Source organism: Serratia sp. X3, assembly GCF_014982455.1.
GTDB lineage: Bacteria > Pseudomonadota > Gammaproteobacteria > Enterobacterales > Enterobacteriaceae > Serratia > Serratia ureilytica.
Window position 1 is genome coordinate 344,060 of record NZ_JADCNB010000001.1, and the last position, 17,431, is coordinate 361,490.

General features: G+C 62.5%; 17 protein-coding genes and 1 tRNA gene. 14 read left to right on the forward strand and 4 right to left on the reverse strand.

Annotated elements, in window-relative coordinates; translation table 11 throughout:
* Window positions 1-364: 364 nt before the first annotated feature.
* From IMX17_RS01670 to IMX17_RS01680, 3 genes are all read left to right on the forward strand, one after another.
* Entirely contained in the window at window positions 365-718 is a 354-nt protein-coding gene (locus tag IMX17_RS01670; RefSeq protein WP_193549263.1) for a type II toxin-antitoxin system RelE/ParE family toxin, read from the forward strand.
* 4 nt (window positions 719-722) lie between these two features.
* Window positions 723-1,025, forward strand: coding sequence for an XRE family transcriptional regulator (locus IMX17_RS01675; RefSeq protein WP_016927038.1), 303 nt, complete (start codon window positions 723-725; stop codon window positions 1,023-1,025).
* Between the two features lie 414 nt (window positions 1,026-1,439).
* On the forward strand, window positions 1,440-2,648 hold the full coding sequence (locus IMX17_RS01680) for an aldose 1-epimerase family protein (protein ID WP_046896399.1): 1,209 nt from the start codon (window positions 1,440-1,442) through the stop codon (window positions 2,646-2,648).
* A gap of 73 nt (window positions 2,649-2,721) precedes the next feature.
* On the opposite strand, the gene IMX17_RS01685 is transcribed toward IMX17_RS01680, so the two are convergent.
* Window positions 2,722-2,797 (reverse strand) — tRNA-Asn (locus tag IMX17_RS01685).
* Window positions 2,798-3,253: 456 nt separating this feature from the next.
* Between IMX17_RS01685 and IMX17_RS01690 the strand changes: the two genes are divergently transcribed.
* The 5 genes from IMX17_RS01690 (at window position 3,254) to IMX17_RS01710 (ending at window position 8,293) form a co-directional block, all read left to right on the forward strand.
* The gene (locus IMX17_RS01690) at window positions 3,254-4,372 is read left to right on the forward strand and encodes a branched-chain amino acid ABC transporter substrate-binding protein (protein ID WP_094143511.1); all 1,119 of its coding nucleotides are present in this window, start codon (window positions 3,254-3,256) and stop codon (window positions 4,370-4,372) included.
* Between the two features lie 124 nt (window positions 4,373-4,496).
* Window positions 4,497-5,411 (forward strand): branched-chain amino acid ABC transporter permease, encoded by a 915-nt coding sequence (locus IMX17_RS01695; protein WP_016927041.1) that lies wholly within the window; start codon window positions 4,497-4,499, stop codon window positions 5,409-5,411.
* 10 nt (window positions 5,412-5,421) lie between these two features.
* The gene (gene livM / locus IMX17_RS01700) at window positions 5,422-6,708 is read left to right on the forward strand and encodes a high-affinity branched-chain amino acid ABC transporter permease LivM (RefSeq protein WP_042785016.1); all 1,287 of its coding nucleotides are present in this window, start codon (window positions 5,422-5,424) and stop codon (window positions 6,706-6,708) included.
* Window positions 6,705-7,580, forward strand: coding sequence for an ABC transporter ATP-binding protein (locus IMX17_RS01705; RefSeq protein WP_193549264.1), 876 nt, complete (start codon window positions 6,705-6,707; stop codon window positions 7,578-7,580). The genes livM and IMX17_RS01705 overlap by 4 nt, the downstream gene beginning before the upstream one ends.
* Window positions 7,577-8,293 carry an ABC transporter ATP-binding protein gene (locus IMX17_RS01710; RefSeq protein WP_033651872.1) on the forward strand — a complete coding sequence of 239 codons (717 nt, stop codon included), beginning with the start codon at window positions 7,577-7,579 and terminating at the stop codon, window positions 8,291-8,293. The genes IMX17_RS01705 and IMX17_RS01710 overlap by 4 nt, the downstream gene beginning before the upstream one ends.
* A 29-nt stretch (window positions 8,294-8,322) precedes the next feature.
* Here the strand turns inward: IMX17_RS01710 and IMX17_RS01715 are convergent, their stop codons facing one another.
* Window positions 8,323-8,742 (reverse strand): helix-turn-helix domain-containing protein, encoded by a 420-nt coding sequence (locus IMX17_RS01715; protein WP_164106609.1) that lies wholly within the window; start codon window positions 8,740-8,742, stop codon window positions 8,323-8,325.
* Window positions 8,743-8,828: 86 nt separating this feature from the next.
* Between IMX17_RS01715 and IMX17_RS01720 the strand changes: the two genes are divergently transcribed.
* Complete coding sequence (locus tag IMX17_RS01720; protein WP_193549265.1) at window positions 8,829-9,761, forward strand: aromatic alcohol reductase; 933 nt, start codon at window positions 8,829-8,831, stop codon at window positions 9,759-9,761.
* A gap of 17 nt (window positions 9,762-9,778) precedes the next feature.
* Here the strand turns inward: IMX17_RS01720 and IMX17_RS01725 are convergent, their stop codons facing one another.
* Window positions 9,779-10,465 (reverse strand): aspartyl/asparaginyl beta-hydroxylase domain-containing protein, encoded by a 687-nt coding sequence (locus IMX17_RS01725; protein ID WP_193549711.1) that lies wholly within the window; start codon window positions 10,463-10,465, stop codon window positions 9,779-9,781.
* A gap of 260 nt (window positions 10,466-10,725) precedes the next feature.
* On the opposite strand from IMX17_RS01725, the gene IMX17_RS01730 reads away from it, so the two are divergent.
* From IMX17_RS01730 to IMX17_RS01750, 5 genes are all read left to right on the forward strand, one after another.
* Window positions 10,726-11,916, forward strand: a complete 1,191-nt coding sequence (locus IMX17_RS01730; protein WP_193549266.1) for a sugar transporter — start codon at window positions 10,726-10,728, stop codon at window positions 11,914-11,916.
* A 160-nt stretch (window positions 11,917-12,076) separates the two neighbouring features.
* Entirely contained in the window at window positions 12,077-12,907 is an 831-nt protein-coding gene (locus IMX17_RS01735; RefSeq protein WP_193549267.1) for an alpha/beta fold hydrolase, read from the forward strand.
* Between the two features lie 9 nt (window positions 12,908-12,916).
* Window positions 12,917-13,342 carry a DoxX family protein gene (locus IMX17_RS01740; protein ID WP_193549268.1) on the forward strand — a complete coding sequence of 142 codons (426 nt, stop codon included), beginning with the start codon at window positions 12,917-12,919 and terminating at the stop codon, window positions 13,340-13,342.
* Window positions 13,335-14,945 (forward strand): MFS transporter, encoded by a 1,611-nt coding sequence (locus tag IMX17_RS01745; RefSeq protein WP_099784436.1) that lies wholly within the window; start codon window positions 13,335-13,337, stop codon window positions 14,943-14,945. The genes IMX17_RS01740 and IMX17_RS01745 overlap by 8 nt, the downstream gene beginning before the upstream one ends.
* A gap of 96 nt (window positions 14,946-15,041) precedes the next feature.
* Complete coding sequence (locus tag IMX17_RS01750) at window positions 15,042-16,094, forward strand: nitronate monooxygenase family protein (protein ID WP_046896407.1); 1,053 nt, start codon at window positions 15,042-15,044, stop codon at window positions 16,092-16,094.
* 45 nt (window positions 16,095-16,139) lie between these two features.
* Here the strand turns inward: IMX17_RS01750 and IMX17_RS01755 are convergent, their stop codons facing one another.
* Window positions 16,140-17,429 carry an alginate export family protein gene (locus IMX17_RS01755; protein ID WP_046896408.1) on the reverse strand — a complete coding sequence of 430 codons (1,290 nt, stop codon included), beginning with the start codon at window positions 17,427-17,429 and terminating at the stop codon, window positions 16,140-16,142.
* Window positions 17,430-17,431: the final 2 nt, after the last annotated feature.

The following is a 17,431-nucleotide window of genomic DNA, read 5'->3' on the forward strand; positions in this document are numbered from 1 at the left end:
AATAAGCGCAATAAACTCATGGCGCGATGCGTTTGACGCATCAATCGGCGTTAACAATGTTGCCTAACCCGATGTAACGTGGCGTTAACAAGTTTGCCGCTCATCGCCCGCGGCGCAGAACGCCGAAAACGTTATGCGCTTTTTGTGACAGGGTTCATAAAGGGGCGGCGGGGAAGCGCCCCGTGCCTCTGAACGATTGTTCGATACCGCGCGTAAAAAGGTGAATGCCTCGCACTGCGTTTGCAAGATACGTGGATGTACGTTCAGCCTTGCAGTATCCACGCATGCCTTTGCATGCTATCCCAGCGCCTCTCTGCTATAGCTTTACATCTATATAGTTACTGATCTATATTTTAGGGGGCCCGTGTGGGAAATTAAAACAACGGATGCATTTGATCATTGGTTCAGATCACTCAGCGATGCCGATCGGGCCGGCGTACTTGCCGCATTGATGGTCCTGCGGGAAAAGGGGCCGGGGCTGCCCAGACCCTATGCCGATACGGTTAAAGGCTCACGTTACAGCAATATGAAAGAGTTGCGCATTCAGTGCCGAGGCGAACCGTTGCGGGCATTCTTCGCTTTCGATCCGTACCGTATTGGCATGGTGCTTTGCGCGGGCAATAAAGCCGGTAATGAAAAGCGTTTTTACGATCGGATGATCCAGGTTGCCGATCGGGAATTCACGAACTGGCTGAACACATTAAACGAGAAGGAGTGACGCGATGGGCAGAACGTTGGAACAGCTTATTGCGGATGAAAAGCCCGAGGTCGTGGCCAAAGCGCAGGCGCTGGCGGCGGACATCATGCTGAACATTCACCTTGCCGAGCTGCGTGAAAAAGTACAGAAAACGCAGGTTGAAATGGCGCAGGCGCTGGGGATCAGGCAGCCGACCGTTGCCGTGATGGAAAAACCGGGCCGCGATCTGAAACTGTCTTCGCTTAAACGCTATGTTGAGGCGGCCGGCGGCAAACTGCGCCTGGACATTGAACTGCCGGACGGCTCTCACTACGAGTTTGTGCTGTAAGCGCTAACGGCAGAAAGGCACAAAGCCCGCTCAGATTCCCCGGTGCGGGCTTTGTGCTTTGACACAAGCAGGCGGCCGTGAAAGCAACGAGGCTCAAGACGGGCAGGCTGTCTGAGCGCTTTCGTTTGGGCCGGATAGCGTTAAACAAGCCACCCGCACTCCCTTCGCGATGTCTTGCTTGCCCGTAACTGTCTCCTTGCTCCTTAGCTGAAACGATACAAATTATGTTGATAAGTAGCTCGTTTCATGTGCAAAAACTCAACGTCTTTCATTAAAACTGCGATGAAATTCGTATTTTTATCGCGCTATTTCTTCAAATACTCACCCGGTGAAGCTCATCACATTTCTTTAACCTGCTTAACAGTAGATTTTCCTTGCTTAGAAAAAAATCGATTCAGCTAAAGGGGAAGGGAAATGAAAAAGACATGGGTTATGGCGGTGTTTTCGGCCCTGATTTCAGGGCAGGCGGCGGCGCAGAGTTGGGTGCTGACCAGCGCTGAAGATGGCGTGGAGAAAGGAAACTGGAAGATTTCGAGCGAGGCGCTGAAGGTGAAGGATAAAACGTTCAGCATTGAGCAGAAAGTGTTGCACGGCGGCAAGCAAGAAGGCAGCAAAGTCGTGATTATCCGCAGCGAGGATGGCCTGACCATCACGCTGAGCCCCACCCGCGGCATGAACCTCCTGCGGGCAGAAGGCTTTGGCGCGAAAATGGGATGGGATTCCCCGGTCAAAGAGGTGGTCAACCCCGCCTTTATCAACCTGGAAAGCCGCAATGGGCTCGGCTGGCTGGAAGGTTTCAATGAGATGATGGTGCGTTGTGGCTATGAGTGGACCGGGCATCCGGTGACCGACGCAGGGCAAATTTACACGTTGCACGGCAAAGCGGGCAATACGCCGGCCTCGCGAGTTGAGGTTGAGGTAGCGGATGCGGCGCCGTATGAAATTCGTATTCGCGGCCTGATCAAAGAGAGCACATTCAAAAAAGCCGATCTGCAAACCCTGACCGAATTGCGCTACGTGCCCGGCAGCAACAGTTTCAGCCTGCATGATGTGTTAACCAACCGGGCGGATTATCCCCATGACTACCAGATTATTTATCACAGCAATTTCGGCGCGCCGATTCTGGAAAATGGCGCCCGCTTCCTGGCGCCGATGGCCAACATCAGCCCGTTTAACGACTATGCCAAAGCCGGGCTGAAGACCTGGGGAACCTATGCCGGACCAACCAAAGGATTCGATGAAATGGTCTTTAACATTAAGCCGTTATCAGATTCGAATCATCAAACGCTGGCGGCGCTGGTCAATAACGCGGGCGACAAAGGGGTGGCGATTCAGTTCGATACCCGCCAGCTGCCCGTTCTGACGCTGTGGAAGAATACCGATACGTTAAAACAGGGGTATGTGACGGGGATTGAGCCGGGCACCAGCTATGCCTACCCGGTCACTATTGAGCGCGAACAAAAACGCGTTAAGCAGCTGCAGCCTGGCGCCAGTGCGCAGTTTGATCTGACCTATACCTTGCTGCACAGCAAAGCGCAGGTGGCGGATCTGGAGAAGAAGATTGCGGATATTCAGGGCAAGGTAAAAATTGAAGAGAATGACGCGCCGATAGCCAAGGAGTAACGCTGCCTGTCCATGCATTCAGCGTTAAAGCAAAAAGCCCGCTTAAGTTTCCTTAAGCGGGCTTCTCTAAATATGGCTCCTCTGACTGGACTCGAACCAGTGACATACGGATTAACAGTCCGCCGTTCTACCGACTGAACTACAGAGGAATCGTGTGAACGGGGCGAATAATAGCGGGGCATCCGGGGTTTGTCAAAGCGCTAAACTGCAAAAAAAGCGCGTTTGCTGAGGGAATGAGCACCTTGCGCTGTTTTTCGGCATTTTTCATCGCTATGCGTTGATTTTTGCATCCCCAATCGTTTTGACGTCGCTTGCACACGCCTTTGCACGGCGATGGTGCAGGGCCGTTCTCCCTCCCATACTTCCACTCGCGCTAACCGTATTGGCCAGACCCTGGTTATCGCCGCCACACGCCGCGCCGCAACTGATATGTAGGATGAATAAGCAAACAATATGTATTCGTCGTCACAATGGCTGGATTTTTGCTTACCCATTTTTGGGGAATGCGACTGCGCTCTCAAGAAAATTATTTTCCCCGTCTACACATAAAGTGACTGATCCGCGCCCCAGGGCGTTTCGCTACAACAGTGCTGAGGAAGATAACAATGTCATCGAAATTGATAAAAAGTCCGCTCGCTGCTTTGCTCATCGGTTGTTTAGGCACGGCTTTTTCCGCGCAGGCCGATATCGTCATCGGCGTCGCCGGGCCGTTCTCCGGGCCGAACGCCACCTATGGCGATCAGTATTGGCGCGGGGCTTCGCAGGCGGCGGCGGACATCAACGCCGCCGGCGGCATCAAAGGGGAAAAAATCAAACTGGTGCAGGGGGATGACGCCTGTGAACCGAAACAGGCGGTCGCGGTCGCCAACCGGCTGGTGGATCAGGACAAGGTGTCGGCGGTGGTCGGCCACTTCTGTTCCTCATCCACCATGCCCGCCTCCGAGGTGTATGACGAGGCCGGCATCATCGCCATTACCCCCGGCTCCACCAACCCGCAGATCACCGAGCGCGGCATGAAGACCATGTTCCGCATGTGCGGGCGCGACGATCAGCAGGGCGTCATCGCCACCAACTACATGCTGGATACCCTGAAGGCCAAACGCATCGCGGTGATCCACGATAAAGACACCTACGGCCAGGGGCTGGCGGACGCCGCCAAGGCGGCGATGAACAAGCGCGGGGTTAAAGAGGTGCTGTATGAGGGGCTGTCGCGCGGCGAGAAAGACTTCAACGCCCTGGTGACCAAGATCGCCTCGGTCAAGCCGGACGTGGTCTACTTCGGCGGCTGCCATCCCGAAGCCGGGCCGCTGGTGCGCCAGATGCGCGAGCAGGGCGTGACCGCCAGGTTCTTCTCCGGCGACTGCGTGGTGACCGAAGAGCTGGTGACCGCCGCCGGCGGGCCACAGTACACCAACGGCGTGCTGATGACCTTCGGCAACGATCCGCGCCAGATCGCGGAAGGCAAGGCGGTGATCGCCAAGTTCCGCGCCAGCGGTTTTGAGCCGGAAGGGTACACCCTTTACTCCTACGCTTCGATCCAGGCGATCGCCGCCGCCTTTAACGCCACCGGCGGCAAAGACAGCGCCAAGGCCGCCGAATGGCTGAAGTCGCACGATGTGGACACCGTGATGGGTAAAAAAGCCTGGGATCAGAAGGGCGATCTGAAGGTCTCGGATTACGTGGTCTATCAATGGGATGACAAGGGCAAATATCACCAACTGTAAACGGCCGAACATTGAGGGTGTGACCCTATGACCGACGGGCCGCCGCCTTGGCGCGCCCGTTCCGCGATGACCTTTGGGCCGCGTCGGACTGCGTTGGCGGCCTTACCAGGCGAGACTGCTCATTATGGATGTATTCTTTCTGCAACAGCTGATCAACGGCCTGACCCTCGGCGCGGTGTATGGCCTGATCGCCATCGGCTACACCATGGTTTACGGCATCATCGGCATGATCAACTTCGCCCACGGCGAGGTGTACATGATCTCCGCCTACCTGTGCGCCATCGGTTTGGCGCTGCTGTCGTTCTTCGGGCTGCACTCGTTCCCGCTGCTGATCCTCGGCACGCTGGTATTCACCATCGTCATCACCGGGGTGTACGGCTGGGTGATCGAGCGTATCGCCTACAGGCCGCTGCGCAACTCCACCCGCCTGGCGCCGCTGATCTCCGCCATCGGCATGTCGTTAATCCTGCAAAACTATGCGCAGATAAGCCAGGGGCCGCGCCAGCAGGGCATCCCGACGCTGCTGAGCGGCGTGTTCCGCCTGGAATTCGACGGCGGCGTGGTGCAGATCACCTACACCAAGGTGTTCATTCTGGTGGCGTCGCTGCTCGGCATGGCGATCCTCACTTACATCATTCAGCGCACCCGGCTGGGGCGCATCTGCCGCGCCACCCAGCAGGATCGCAAAATGGCCTCGATTCTCGGCATCAATACCGATCGGGTGATCTCGCTGGTGTTCGTGATCGGCGCCGCCATGGCCGGGCTGGCCGGGGTGCTGATCACCATGAACTACGGCACCTTCGATTTTTACGTCGGCTTTATCATCGGCATCAAGGCCTTCACCGCCGCGGTGTTGGGCGGCATCGGCTCGCTGCCGGGCGCGATGCTGGGCGGGCTGCTGCTCGGCGTGGCGGAGGCGCAGTTCGCCGGCATGGTGAATTCGGATTACAAGGACGTGTTCTCCTTCGGGTTGCTGGTGGCGATCCTGATCTTCCGCCCGCAGGGCCTGCTCGGCCGGCCGCTGGTCGCCAAGGTTTAAGGAGAACGCCATGTCGCAATCCGCAATCAACGGCGGGCTGAACGTCAAACGCAGCCTGCTGGATGCCGTTTTGGCCGGGCTGATCGCCCTGATCGTGTTCGGGCCGATCGTCGGCATCGTGCTGAACGGCTACAGCTTTAACTTCGAGCCGCACCGGCTGGTGTGGATCATCGTCGCGGTGATGGCCGGGCGGCTGCTGCTAAGCCTGTTCCTGCAAACCGCGCCGGGCCGCAAGGTGCTGGCGCGCTTCGACGGCGGCAACGACGGCGTTTACGTGCGTCCGCTGGGCTATAAATCCAATCTGCGCTGGTTCCTGCCGCTGATGGCGGCGATCGCGCTGCTGTTCCCGTTCGTCGCCACCAAATACCTGCTGACGGTGGCGATCCTCGGCCTGATCTACGTGCTGCTCGGCCTGGGGCTGAACATTGTGGTCGGGTTGGCGGGGCTGCTCGATCTGGGGTACGTGGCGTTTTACGCCATCGGCGCCTACGGGCTGGCGTTGGGCTACCAGTATCTCGGGCTCGGCTTTTGGGCGATGCTGCCGCTCGGGGCGCTGATGGCGGCGTTGGCGGGCGCGCTGCTGGGCTTTCCGGTGCTGCGCATGCACGGCGACTATCTCGCCATCGTTACGCTGGGGTTCGGCGAGATCATCCGGCTGGTGCTGAACAACTGGATGTCGCTCACCGGCGGGCCGAACGGCATTTCGGTGCCGGCGCCGACGGTGTTCGGCCTGGAGTTCGGCCGGCGCGCTAAAGACGGCGGGGTGCCGATCCACGAGTTTCTCGGCATCGATTACAATCCCAATCTCAAGTTCATCTTCATCTACGCGATGCTGTTTTTGGTGGTGCTGCTGGTGCTGTACATCAAGCACCGGCTGACGCGCATGCCGATCGGCCGCGCCTGGGAGGCGCTGCGCGAGGACGAGATCGCCTGCCGCTCCCTCGGACTGAACCACGTGCTGGTGAAGCTGTCGGCGTTTATGCTGGGCGCCTCCACCGCCGGACTGGCGGGGGTGTTTTTCGCCACTTATCAGGGGTTCGTCAACCCGACTTCGTTCACCTTCTTCGAGTCGGCGCTGATCCTGGCGATCGTGGTGCTGGGCGGCATGGGCTCCACCCTCGGTGTGGTGCTGGCGGCCTTTGTGCTGACGGTGGCGCCGGAGCTGCTGCGCAGTTTCGCCGAATACCGGGTGCTGCTGTTTGGCGTGCTGATGGTGGCGATGATGATCTGGCGGCCGCGCGGGCTGGTGCGTATCAGCCGCGCCAGCTTCGCCGAACGCAAGGGGGTGGCGCCATGAGCGACGCCATTTTGCGGGTGGAACACCTGATGATGCGCTTTGGCGGCATCAAGGCGCTGAACGACGTCAATCTGGAGGTGGAGCGTGGTTCCATCACCGCCCTGATCGGCCCCAACGGCGCGGGTAAGACCACGGTGTTCAACTGCCTGACCGGTTTCTATCGCGCCACCGGCGGCGCGATCCTGCTCAATACCCACAAGCGGCCGACCGATGTGATCCAGGTGCTGGGGCAGAAGTTCCGCGCCGGCGACTGGATACGCCCGAAGCGGCTCGGTTCGCGCCTCTATTACAAGATGTTCGGCGGCACCCACCTGGTCAACCGCGCCGGGCTGGCGCGCACCTTCCAGAATATCCGCCTGTTCCGTGAAATGTCGGTGGTGGAGAACCTGCTGGTGGCGCAGCACATGCAGAGCAACCGCAATCTGATCGCTGGGGTGCTGAATACGCCGGGCTACCGCCGGGCGGAAAACGCCGCGCTCGATCACGCCTTCTACTGGCTGGAGGTGGTGGATCTGGCGGACTGCGCCAACCGGCTGGCGGGGGAGATGTCCTACGGCCAGCAGCGGCGGCTGGAGATCGCGCGCGCCATGTGCACCGCGCCGGAGATGATCTGCCTCGACGAACCGGCCGCCGGGCTGAACCCGGTGGAGACGGCCGCGCTGAGCCGCATCATCCGCTTCCTGCGCCGGGATCACGGCATCACGGTGCTGCTGATCGAGCATGACATGGGCATGGTCATGGAGATCTCCGATCGGGTGATCGTGCTCGATCACGGCGATGTGATCGCCCGCGGCACGCCGCAGGAGATTCAGCACAACGAGGCGGTGATCGCCGCTTACCTGGGCGCGGACGAAGAGGAGCTGGCGGGATGAGCGAAGCGATGTTGGAATTTCGCGAGGTCGATGTGTTTTACGGGCCGATCCAGGCGCTGCGCCAGGTGTCGCTGCAGGTGAACGCCGGGGAGACGGTGGCGCTGATCGGCGCCAACGGCGCGGGCAAGTCCACGCTGTTGATGTCGATCTTCGGTCAGCCGCGCATCGCCGGCGGGCAGATCCTGTTTCGCGGCGAGGACATCAGCCGCCGCTCCACGCACTTTGTTGCCAGCAGCGGCATCGCGCAGGCGCCGGAGGGGCGGCGCATCTTTCCGGACATGAGCGTGGAGGAGAACCTGCTGATGGGCACCATCACCGTCGGCAATCGCTACCTGGAAGAGGATTTGCCGCGCATGTTCGAACTGTTTCCGCGCCTGAAAGAGCGGCGCAACCAGCGGGCGATGACCATGTCCGGCGGCGAACAGCAAATGCTGGCGATCGCCCGCGCGCTGATGAGCCGGCCGAAGCTGTTGCTGCTGGACGAGCCGAGCCTGGGGCTGGCGCCGATCGTGGTGCGGCAGATCTTCGGGGTGCTGCGCGAACTGACCCGCAGCGGCATGACGCTGTTTCTGGTGGAGCAGAACGCCAACCATGCGCTGAAACTGTCCGATCGCGGCTATGTGATGGTCAACGGCCAGATCCGCCTCACCGGCAGCGGGGAAGAACTGTTGAACGATCCGCAGGTGAGAAAGGCCTATCTGGGCGGCGGCTGATAGCCGCCTGCGGGCAGGGAAGCCCGCGTTCATTTTTCGGCGTCGCGCTCTTGGCCATCGTAGTGCGAGCGGGCTGCCCTGAAGGCGTCGGCGGAGGAGATAATCCACGACCAGAGCGGCAGCATGTTGAGCAGCATCTCTTCCCCCGCCTCGGTGATGGTATACACCACGCGGGGCAGTTTTTCCTGATAATCGCAGCGCGATATCAACCCGTCCCGCTCGAGATGGCGCAGCGTCCGCGTCAGCATTCTCTGCGTCACGCCCGCTAATTGGCGGCCTAGTTCGCCGTGGCGCAGCGGCCCGTGGGTGCCCAGGAGATGCAATACCCCCAGCGACCAACGGTTGCCCGCATGCGCGAGGATCTCGCGCTTCAACCCTTCATCGTCGTTGCTCAGTTCTTCACAGAACGCCTGCGAAAATTGCAGCAGCGCTTCCCGATCGCTCGTCATATTCCTCCCCGGTATCACGCGTGTACCTAATTGAACCCGTTTTTGTCAGCTGTCAGGATGACGCAGTGTCAAGACAGGAGGCAAGCATGAAATCCACCAATCCATCCATCAATACCGTGCTCATACTCGGCGCCGGCGAACTGGGGCTGCCGGTATTGCGGGCGATGAGCCGGCAGGCTCGGTTATCTCCATCTTTAAAAATCAGCGTACTGCTCCGGCCGGAGGCCGCCCGCGCCGTGAGCGGCCCGCTCCGGGCGCGGCGGGATGAGCTGGCGCGGCTCGGCATCGCCGTGGTGGAAGGCGATCTGCAGCGAAACGGCGTGGAGGCGCTGAGCGCGCTATTCCGTTCCTTCGACGCGGTGATCAACTGCAGCGGCTTTGTCGGCGGGGCGGGCACACAGATAAAGATCACCCAGGCCGTTTTTCAGGCCGGCGTGGCGCGCTACTTCCCGTGGCAGTTCGGCGTGGACTACGATGTCGTCGGTAAAGGCAGCGGGCAGCCGGTGTGGGATGAACAGCTCGAGGTGCGTCACCTGCTGCGCGCGCAGAGCGCAACGGAGTGGGTGATTGTTTCCACGGGCATTTTCACCAGCTACCTGTTTGACTCGGGGTTTGGCGTGGTGGATGCGGAACGTAAAACCGTGCGCGCGCTGGGCGACTGGCGCTACGCGGTGACGCTGACCACTCCCGAGGACATTGGTCGGCTGACGGCCGCGATTTTTTTCCATCGGCCCGCGTTTCGCAACCAGGTGGTCTATATCGCCGGGGACACGCTGACCTACCGTGAGCTTGCCGATCTTATGCAGGCGCACTGGGGCGTGGAGGTCAACAGAGTCCTGTTGGACAAAGAGCGGCTGCAGGCGGAGGTGCGGAATCATCCGCATGACGTCGGCGCGAAATACCGGTTGGCTTTCGCCCGGCCCGACGGAGTGGCCTGGGATAAGGCGAACACCTTCAATGCGCGCCAGGGCATGGCCGTCACCACCGCCGGCCAGTGGCTGGCTTCTCAGGGCGGTTAATCGCCTGTGCGCCGCAGTCAAAACTGGCGCTGCATCCAGCGCACGTTCAGCCGCACCAGCGCGATGATGGCGCCGGAGAGCAGCCGCAGCCCGCCGGGCATGTCGCGGCGGCGGATGTCCAGTAGCAGCACGGTGCGCACCTGCGGGCTGTCGTTCCATACCTCGTGTTCGAAGGTATCGTCCCACAGCATGAACTCCCCTTCGCGCAGCCGGTATTCGCGGCCATCCACCTTCAGCACCGCCGCCGGCGCGCCGTCGGCGCGTTTGGGCATGTCCAGCACCAGATAGCCGCGCAGAATGCCGCGGAACGGGCCGCGATGGGGCGGCACCTGTTTGCCGGGCGCCAGGAAGGAGAGCGACGCGGACAGCACGTCCGGCGAGGAGGCGATCAGCGCCGCCAGCGTCGGGCAGCGCGCCAGGTTGCGCGGGATGGGCTGGCCATAGGCCTTCATGATGAACATGCGCCAGTCGCGCGCGTCGTTGGCGGAGATGGACGCCTGCTGGCTCATGATCTCGTGGAAGCGCGGGATATTGTGCAGATCGTGGGCGACCGTCAGCGCCTCTTCGCGGATTTGCCGCCATTGGGCGGTGAAGCGTTCGGCGTCGGGGAAGAGGGTCGCGCTGTCGAGCACCGGCTGGCCCTGGATGCGGCGATCGTAAACATTGCGCAGGGCAAGTACGGACCAATCATAAATCGCGGACATCATAATGACCTCGCCTCAGGAAACGCCAAAGGGACACTGCGCGGGTCTTCGGCGCGGCGCGTGGGCAGCCGGGGAAGAGCGGCAGGAAAAATTGGTACGCTTCAATAGATTAGCACAGCATTTTGGCAACCGTGCGTCGGTGAGCGTGTCGCCGGGCGGTGAAAAAAACCACACAATTAAAATGTGACGCGTATCGCATTTAGCGGGCCGGTTGGTTAAAATATCGCGACTTGCCCGCACCTGTCCGGATTTTTTTTACCATGGAACACGCTCCCGTTTCCCGCTCAACCGCCTGGTTGCGCGTGGTCATCCTCGCCGTCTCGGCCTTTATTTTCAACACCACCGAGTTTATTCCGGTCGGTCTGCTGAGCGATATCGCCGCCAGCTTTTCGATGCAAACCGAACAGGTCGGCTTGATCATTACCATTTACGCCTGGATCGTCGCCGCCGCCTCGCTGGCGTGCATGCTGCTGACCAGCAAAATTGAGCGCCGCAAACTGTTGATCGGCGTGTTCATGCTGTTTATCGCCAGCCACATACTGACCGCCGTGGCCTGGAACTTTACCACGCTGGTTATCTCGCGCGCCGGCGTGGCGCTGGCGCACTCGGTGTTCTGGTCGATCACCGCCTCGCTGGCAATCCGCGTGGCGCCGCCGGGCAAGAAAGCCCAGGCGCTGAGCCTGCTGGCGGGCGGCACCGCGCTGGCGATGGTGCTCGGGTTGCCGCTCGGGCGCGTGGTCGGGCAACTGCTCGGCTGGCGCATGACCTTTATCGGCATCGCGGTGTGCGCCACCCTGGCGCTGGTGCTGCTGTGGCGCCTGCTGCCGGTGCTGAAAAGCGAGCACTCCGGTTCGCTGGCCAGCGTGCCGCTGCTGTTCAAGCGTCCGGCGCTGGTGGCGCTTTACATGCTGACCATCATTGTGGTGACGGCGCACTTCACCGCCTACAGCTACATCGAGCCGTTTATCCAGACCGTGGCCGGGCTGTCGGAGAACTTCACCACGCTGATGCTGTTGCTGTTCGGCGCCGCCGGCATCGTCGGCAGCCTGCTGTTCAGCCGCTACAGCGAGCGTTTTCCTTCCGGCTTCTTTATCGGCGCCATTACGCTGCTGGCCCTGAGTCTGCTGCTGCTGTTGCCAGCCGCCGGCAGCGAAAGCCATCTGACGGTGCTGTGCCTCTTCTGGGGCATGGCGATCATGGCGATCGGCCTGTCGATGCAGGCCAGGGTCTTGAGCCTGGCGCCGGACGCCACCGACGTGGCGATGGCGATCTTCTCCGGCCTGTACAACTTCGGCATCGGCAGCGGCGCGCTGCTGGGCAACCAGGTGAGCCTGCATCTGGGCATGGGCAACATCGGCTTCGTCGCCGCGCCGCTGGCGCTGATCGCCCTCGGCGGGTGTTTGCTGAGCGCCTACCGCAGCGAACGGCTGCAGCACCACCACAGCCGTTAAGCGGCCTCGTTTCCCTGTCTTCCTGAGCCGGCGGCTGCGCCGGCCTCTTCAGCAAAAAAACTCGCGATCATGCGAAAATTATTCCGTTATCACTGCCTTTGCGCCTGCCGTACTGTTAACCCGTCCAAAATCCAATTCGATACCGAGCGGGGAACACGTCATGAGCACTCTTACCGCGCCCGATGGCGCACGCATTTTCTATAAGGATTGGGGCCGCGGCCAGCCGATCCTGTTCTCGCACGGTTGGCCGCTGTCCGCCGATGCCTGGGACAACCAGATGCTGTTTTTCGGCCAGAGCGGGTTCCGCGTGCTCGCCCACGATCGCCGCGGCCACGGCCGTTCTGATCAAACCTGGCACGGCAACGACATCAACCAATACGCCGACGATCTGGCCCTGCTGATCGAAACGCTGGATCTGCGCGATCTGATCCTGGTCGGCCATTCCACCGGCGGCGGCGAAGTGGCGCGCTACATCGGCCGTCACGGCAGCGATCGGGTGGCGAAGGTAGTGCTGGTCGGCGCCGTGCCGCCGCTGATGCTGCAGACGCCGGTCAACCCAGAGGGCACGCCGATGGCGGCGTTCGACGGCATTCGCAGCGGCGTGGCGGGCAACCGCTCGCAGTTCTTCAAAGAGCTGGCGGTGCCGTTCTACGGCTTACACTGCGACGAGGTGGAGAGCAACGCGGGGCTGATCGACAGCTTCTGGCTGATGGGCATGCAGGGCGGCGTGAAAGGGCAGTACGACTGCGTGCGTGCGTTCTCCGAAGTGGATTACACCGCCGATCTGTTGGCGATCGACAAGCCGACGCTGCTGGTGCACGGCGACGCCGATCAGATCGTGCCGATCGGCGCCTCGGCGCTGAAAGCCGCTAAGCTTATGCAACAGGCGGAGCTGAATGTTTACGCCGGCGGCCCTCACGGTTTGGCGCAGGTCGATCCCGATCGCTTCAACGCCGATCTGCTGGCCTTCATCCAGAATTCGCCATTTTAAGGGGGCGCGATGAACCTGACTGTTATCGCTGCCCGCTGCGCGCAGCGGCTGCACGCGCCTGCGGTGCGCTGGGTGCTGCTGCTCGCGATCTGCGCCGCCTACATTCAGGGCGGGCTGGTCAAGGCGCTGAACGTTGAGGGCGCCATCGCCGAGATGACCCACTTCGGCCTGCAGCCGGCGGTGCTGTTCGCCGTGCTGGTGACGCTGCTGGAACTGGCGGCGTCGGCGCTGATCCTGAGCGGTTTTTATCGCTGGCTCGGCGCGTTGGCGCTGGCCGGTTTTACCCTGATGGCGACGCTGATGGCCAATCCGTTCTGGCAGTTCGACGGGGCGGAGCGCGGTCAGATGATGAACGGATTTTTTGAACACCTCGGGCTGGCCGGCGCGCTGTTGCTGGTGGCATTTAACGATTTGAAGGAGCGAACGGATGGCTGAACAGACGGAAAACAAGGCGACGGCGGGCGGCTTCGCGCCGCTGAAAATTCCATTATTTGCGGTGCTGTGGGGCGCTACGGTGCTTGGCAACGTCGGCAGTTTTATGCGCGACGTCGCCAGCTCATGGCTGATCACCGATCTGTCGAGCAACCCTTCGGCGGTGGCGCTGATGCAAACCGCCGCCACGCTGCCGGTGTTCCTGCTGGCTATCCCGGCCGGGGTGCTGTCGGACATTCTCGATCGGCGACGCTTTTTGATCTTCGTGCAAATTCTGCTGGCCTGCGTCAGCGGCAGCCTGTTGCTGCTGTCGCAGACCGGCGCGCTGACGGTGGAATACCTGCTGGCGCTGACCTTCGTCGGCGGTATCGGCGCGGCGCTGATGGGGCCGACCTGGCAGGCGATCGTGCCGGAGCTGGTGCCGCGCGCCGAGCTGAAAAACGCCGTGGCGCTGAACTCGCTGGGTATCAACATCGCCCGCTCCATCGGCCCGGCGGCCGGCGGTTTGCTGCTGGCCAGCTTCGGCGCCGGCGCGGCTTACGGCGCGGACGTGATGAGCTATGTGCTGGTGATCGCGGCGCTGCTGTGGTGGAAGCGGCCGAAGGTTGAGGACAGCGGCCTGTCGGAACACTTCTTCGGCGCCTTCCGCGCCGGGCTGCGCTATGCCCGTTCCAGCCGCGAGTTGCACGTGGTGCTGCTGCGGGCGGCGGTGTTCTTCGCCTTCTCCAGCTCGGTCTGGGCGTTGCTGCCGCTGGTGGCGCGCCGCATGCTGGGCGGCAGCGCCGGTTTTTACGGCGTTCTGCTGGGGGCGGTGGGCGCCGGGGCGATCCTCGGGGCGATCGTGCTGCCGCGCCTGCGCCAGCGGCTGAACGCCGACGGGCTGGTGTTGCTGGCGGCGGTGCTGACGGCGGCGGTAATGGCGGCCCTGTCGCTGGCGCCGCCGCAGTGGCTGGCGGTGGTGCTGCTGTTGGTGCTGGGCGCCGGCTGGATCATTGCGCTGACCACGCTCAACGGCGCGGCGCAGGGCGTGCTGCCTAACTGGGTGCGCGGCCGCGGCCTGGCCATCTATCTGATGGTGTTCAACGGCGCGATGGCGGCGGGCAGCCTGTTGTGGGGGCTGGTGGCGCAGGAGCTGGGCGTGGCCGCCACGCTGCTGGTCGGCGGCGTCGGCCTGTTGGCGGCGGGGCTGCTATTCCACCGCCTGCGTCTGCCGACCGGCGAGGCCGATCTGCAGCCATCGAACCATTGGCCTGAGCCGTTGGTTAACACGCCGGTCGAGAACGATCGCGGCCCGGTGATGATTCAGGTGGAGTACCGCATTCGCGAGCAGGATCGGCCGCAATTCTTGCGTACGTTGCTGATGCTGGAGCGGGCGCGTCGCCGCGATGGCGCTTACGCCTGGGGCATCACTGAGCACACCGGCGATCCGGAATGCATCATGGAGTGGTTCCTGGTGGAGTCCTGGGCGGAGCATCTGCGGCAGCACCAGCGGGTATCGCACGCCGACGCCGATCTGCAGCAGGAGGCGCTGCGCTTCCATATCGGCCCTGAGAAACCGGTGGTGCATCACTTCCTGTCGCTCGACCGGCGTCAGGTGAAGCATTAACTGCACGGCCAGGCGGTGAGAAGGTGCTATGCTTTTGGTCGGTTCGGCGGCGCGGCCGCCGTAAGACGAATGTAGTCAGCACAGGGAGACATATTGATGACGGCACCTTCTGCTTTTGCCCGCGAGCTTGGGCTGCGCTATCCGATCGTTCAGGGGCCGATGAACGGCGCGTCGCCGCCGGCGCTGGCGGTGGCGGTGAGCAACGCCGGGGCGCTGGGATCGTGCGCGGCGGCGCTGTTTTCCCCGGCGGTGATCCTCGAGCGCGTGCAGCAGATCCGCGCGCAGACCGCCGCGCCGTTCAACATCAATCTGTTTCTGCTCGATGAGCAGCACCCGGATCTCGCCGAGCTCAAGCGCGCCCAGCATCAGCTGCGGCCGTTCCGCGAAGCGCTGGGGCTGAGCGAGCCGCCGATCCCAACCCAATTCGCCGAAAACAACCGCGACCAGATCGCGGCCCTGCTGGAGGCTGCGCCGCCGGTGGTCAGCTTCACCTTCGGCGTGCTGCCGCGCGCGACGGTCACGCAGTTCAAGAAGGCCGGTTGTCGGGTGATTGGCACCGCCACCACGGTGGCGGAAGCCCGCGCCTGGGAAGAGGCGGGCGCCGACTTCGTCTGCGTTTCGGGCGCGGAGGCGGGCGGTCATCGCCCGACCTTCCTCGGCGATATCGAACAGTCCTGCGTTGGCCTGATGGCCCTGCTGCCGCAGGTGGTGGCGGCGGTGAAGATCCCGGCGATCGCCGCAGGCGGCATCATGAACGGGCGCGGCATCGCGGCGGTGCAATTGCTGGGCGCGCAGGCGGCGCAGCTGGGCACCGCATTCCTGTGCAGCCCGGAGTCGGGCATCGCCGACGCCTGGCGAGCGGCGCTGCGCAACGCCGGCGATGACAGCACGAGCCTGACGCGCGCCTTCAGCGGCCGCCCGGCGCGCGGCATCGTCAATGATTTCATGCGGCAGATGCGCGCGGAAGAGGCGCAGATCCTGCCTTATCCGGTGCAGAACGCGCTCACCGGCGATATTCGCCAGGCGGCGGCCAAGGCCGGACGCGCGGAGTTTATGTCGCTGTGGGCCGGGCAGGGCGTGGGCCTGGCGCGGCCGATGCCGGCGGCGGAGCTGGTCGCCACCCTGGCGGCGGAGCTGGAAGCGGTGTAAGACAGACGAGGCGCCCTGTTCGGCGCCTTTTTTCTTGGCTTGGCGTTAAAAACTGTAGGTGCCCTGCGCCAGCACGAAGTTCATGTTTTTCAGCCCGGCATGTTGCTGCAGGCTGTGGCCGACGTCGAAGTAGACATAGGCCACCTTGAACTGGAGATCGCTGCGCGGCGTCCAGGTGGTTTCGACCTGGTACTGGTTGCCGATAAAGCGCGAGCCCTGCGCGCTGCCTTTCACCGGACGCATCGGGCCGAGGTAGAAGGCATCCTCGCGGCGTTGCCGCCATAGCGCGTCCCAGCTGAAGTCGATGGACAGAGTTTGCCACGGCGTGATCGTGACCGAAGGATGGATGGCGATCAGGTTCGCCGGCGCCACCAGCCCGTTCTCGGTCAGGTAGGGCAGCTTGGGGTACATGGCGTTAAAGGTATTGAGCTGCCCGTCGTGACCGTTTTTGTCGCCGCTGGCGATGCCGATTTTGCCGCCAAAGCGCGGCCGCCAGCGCCAGTCGTTCACCGTATAGCCGGCGTGCGCCGACGCTGACCAGGCGCGGATGTCGCGCTGTTCCGCGCTGCCGAACTGCCAGGCGGCCTCATTGTCCCAGTCGAAGCCCTGCGCCGCGCCGAAAATGCGCGCGCCGACGGTGTAGCGCCGCTCTTGCCCGCTGAGCTGCGCGTAGTGGGCGTCGTTATCTTCAAAGCCGAAGGTATAAAGATCGAGCGAGGAAGCCAGCGGCGTCAGCGGCGTGGTGCCGTACAGCCCCCACACCTTTTGGCTGTTGTCGGTATCGTCGTCGAAACTGCCGGTCTTGAGCGTAATGGGGTGGCCGATAAAGGCGTCGAGGCGGTTTTTGTCCTTGACCCAGCTGGCGCGGATAGCGTCGAAGGCGCGGCGTACGTTGGGACCGTCGCGGGTGCCCAGCAGGTGCAGCGAACCCAGCGCAATCTCCTGGCGACCGATCCGCAGGGTGCCGAGGCCGTAGGCGGTGGGCAGTTTCATATCCACATAGCCCTGGCCGAGGTAGGCATGATCTTCGTCGGTCGGCTTGCGCCCGCGGTCGCGCGGCGTGGCCAGCGACGATCCCACCTGCACATAGGCGCCGACATAGTCGCCGTAGTCGAGGCGCGCGCCAACCAGCAAGCGCTGCATGAAGGTGTCGTCGCGTCCGCCGTTCAGATCCCGCTGATCCGTCCATTCATAGCGCTCGCGCAGTGAACCGTCGAAAGACAACGTGGCCGCATCGCCCAACGGGATGTTTTTCCAGGGGGAAGCGGCGGGCTCCGCCGCCAGCGCGGGGAGCGTGGAGAACAGCAACAGTGCAGGTAGCGTGCGTTTCATCATGG

What these genes read in the sequence shown, in the direction of transcription:
- IMX17_RS01720 (WP_193549265.1), top strand. Translation starts at nt 8,829, where the DNA reads ATGAAATCCACCAATCCATCCATCAATACCGTGCTCATACTCGGCGCC.
- IMX17_RS01740 (WP_193549268.1), top strand. Translation starts at nt 12,917, where the DNA reads ATGAACCTGACTGTTATCGCTGCCCGCTGCGCGCAGCGGCTGCACGCG.
- IMX17_RS01690 (WP_094143511.1), top strand. Translation starts at nt 3,254, where the DNA reads ATGTCATCGAAATTGATAAAAAGTCCGCTCGCTGCTTTGCTCATCGGT.
- IMX17_RS01705 (WP_193549264.1), top strand. Translation starts at nt 6,705, where the DNA reads ATGAGCGACGCCATTTTGCGGGTGGAACACCTGATGATGCGCTTTGGC.
- IMX17_RS01680 (WP_046896399.1), top strand. Translation starts at nt 1,440, where the DNA reads ATGAAAAAGACATGGGTTATGGCGGTGTTTTCGGCCCTGATTTCAGGG.
- IMX17_RS01750 (WP_046896407.1), top strand. Translation starts at nt 15,042, where the DNA reads ATGACGGCACCTTCTGCTTTTGCCCGCGAGCTTGGGCTGCGCTATCCG.
- IMX17_RS01725 (WP_193549711.1), bottom strand. Translation starts at nt 10,465, where the DNA reads ATGTCCGCGATTTATGATTGGTCCGTACTTGCCCTGCGCAATGTTTAC.
- IMX17_RS01735 (WP_193549267.1), top strand. Translation starts at nt 12,077, where the DNA reads ATGAGCACTCTTACCGCGCCCGATGGCGCACGCATTTTCTATAAGGAT.
- IMX17_RS01730 (WP_193549266.1), top strand. Translation starts at nt 10,726, where the DNA reads ATGGAACACGCTCCCGTTTCCCGCTCAACCGCCTGGTTGCGCGTGGTC.
- IMX17_RS01715 (WP_164106609.1), bottom strand. Translation starts at nt 8,742, where the DNA reads ATGACGAGCGATCGGGAAGCGCTGCTGCAATTTTCGCAGGCGTTCTGT.
- IMX17_RS01745 (WP_099784436.1), top strand. Translation starts at nt 13,335, where the DNA reads ATGGCTGAACAGACGGAAAACAAGGCGACGGCGGGCGGCTTCGCGCCG.
- IMX17_RS01675 (WP_016927038.1), top strand. Translation starts at nt 723, where the DNA reads ATGGGCAGAACGTTGGAACAGCTTATTGCGGATGAAAAGCCCGAGGTC.
- IMX17_RS01755 (WP_046896408.1), bottom strand. Translation starts at nt 17,429, where the DNA reads ATGATGAAACGCACGCTACCTGCACTGTTGCTGTTCTCCACGCTCCCC.
- IMX17_RS01710 (WP_033651872.1), top strand. Translation starts at nt 7,577, where the DNA reads ATGAGCGAAGCGATGTTGGAATTTCGCGAGGTCGATGTGTTTTACGGG.
- livM (WP_042785016.1), top strand. Translation starts at nt 5,422, where the DNA reads ATGTCGCAATCCGCAATCAACGGCGGGCTGAACGTCAAACGCAGCCTG.
- IMX17_RS01695 (WP_016927041.1), top strand. Translation starts at nt 4,497, where the DNA reads ATGGATGTATTCTTTCTGCAACAGCTGATCAACGGCCTGACCCTCGGC.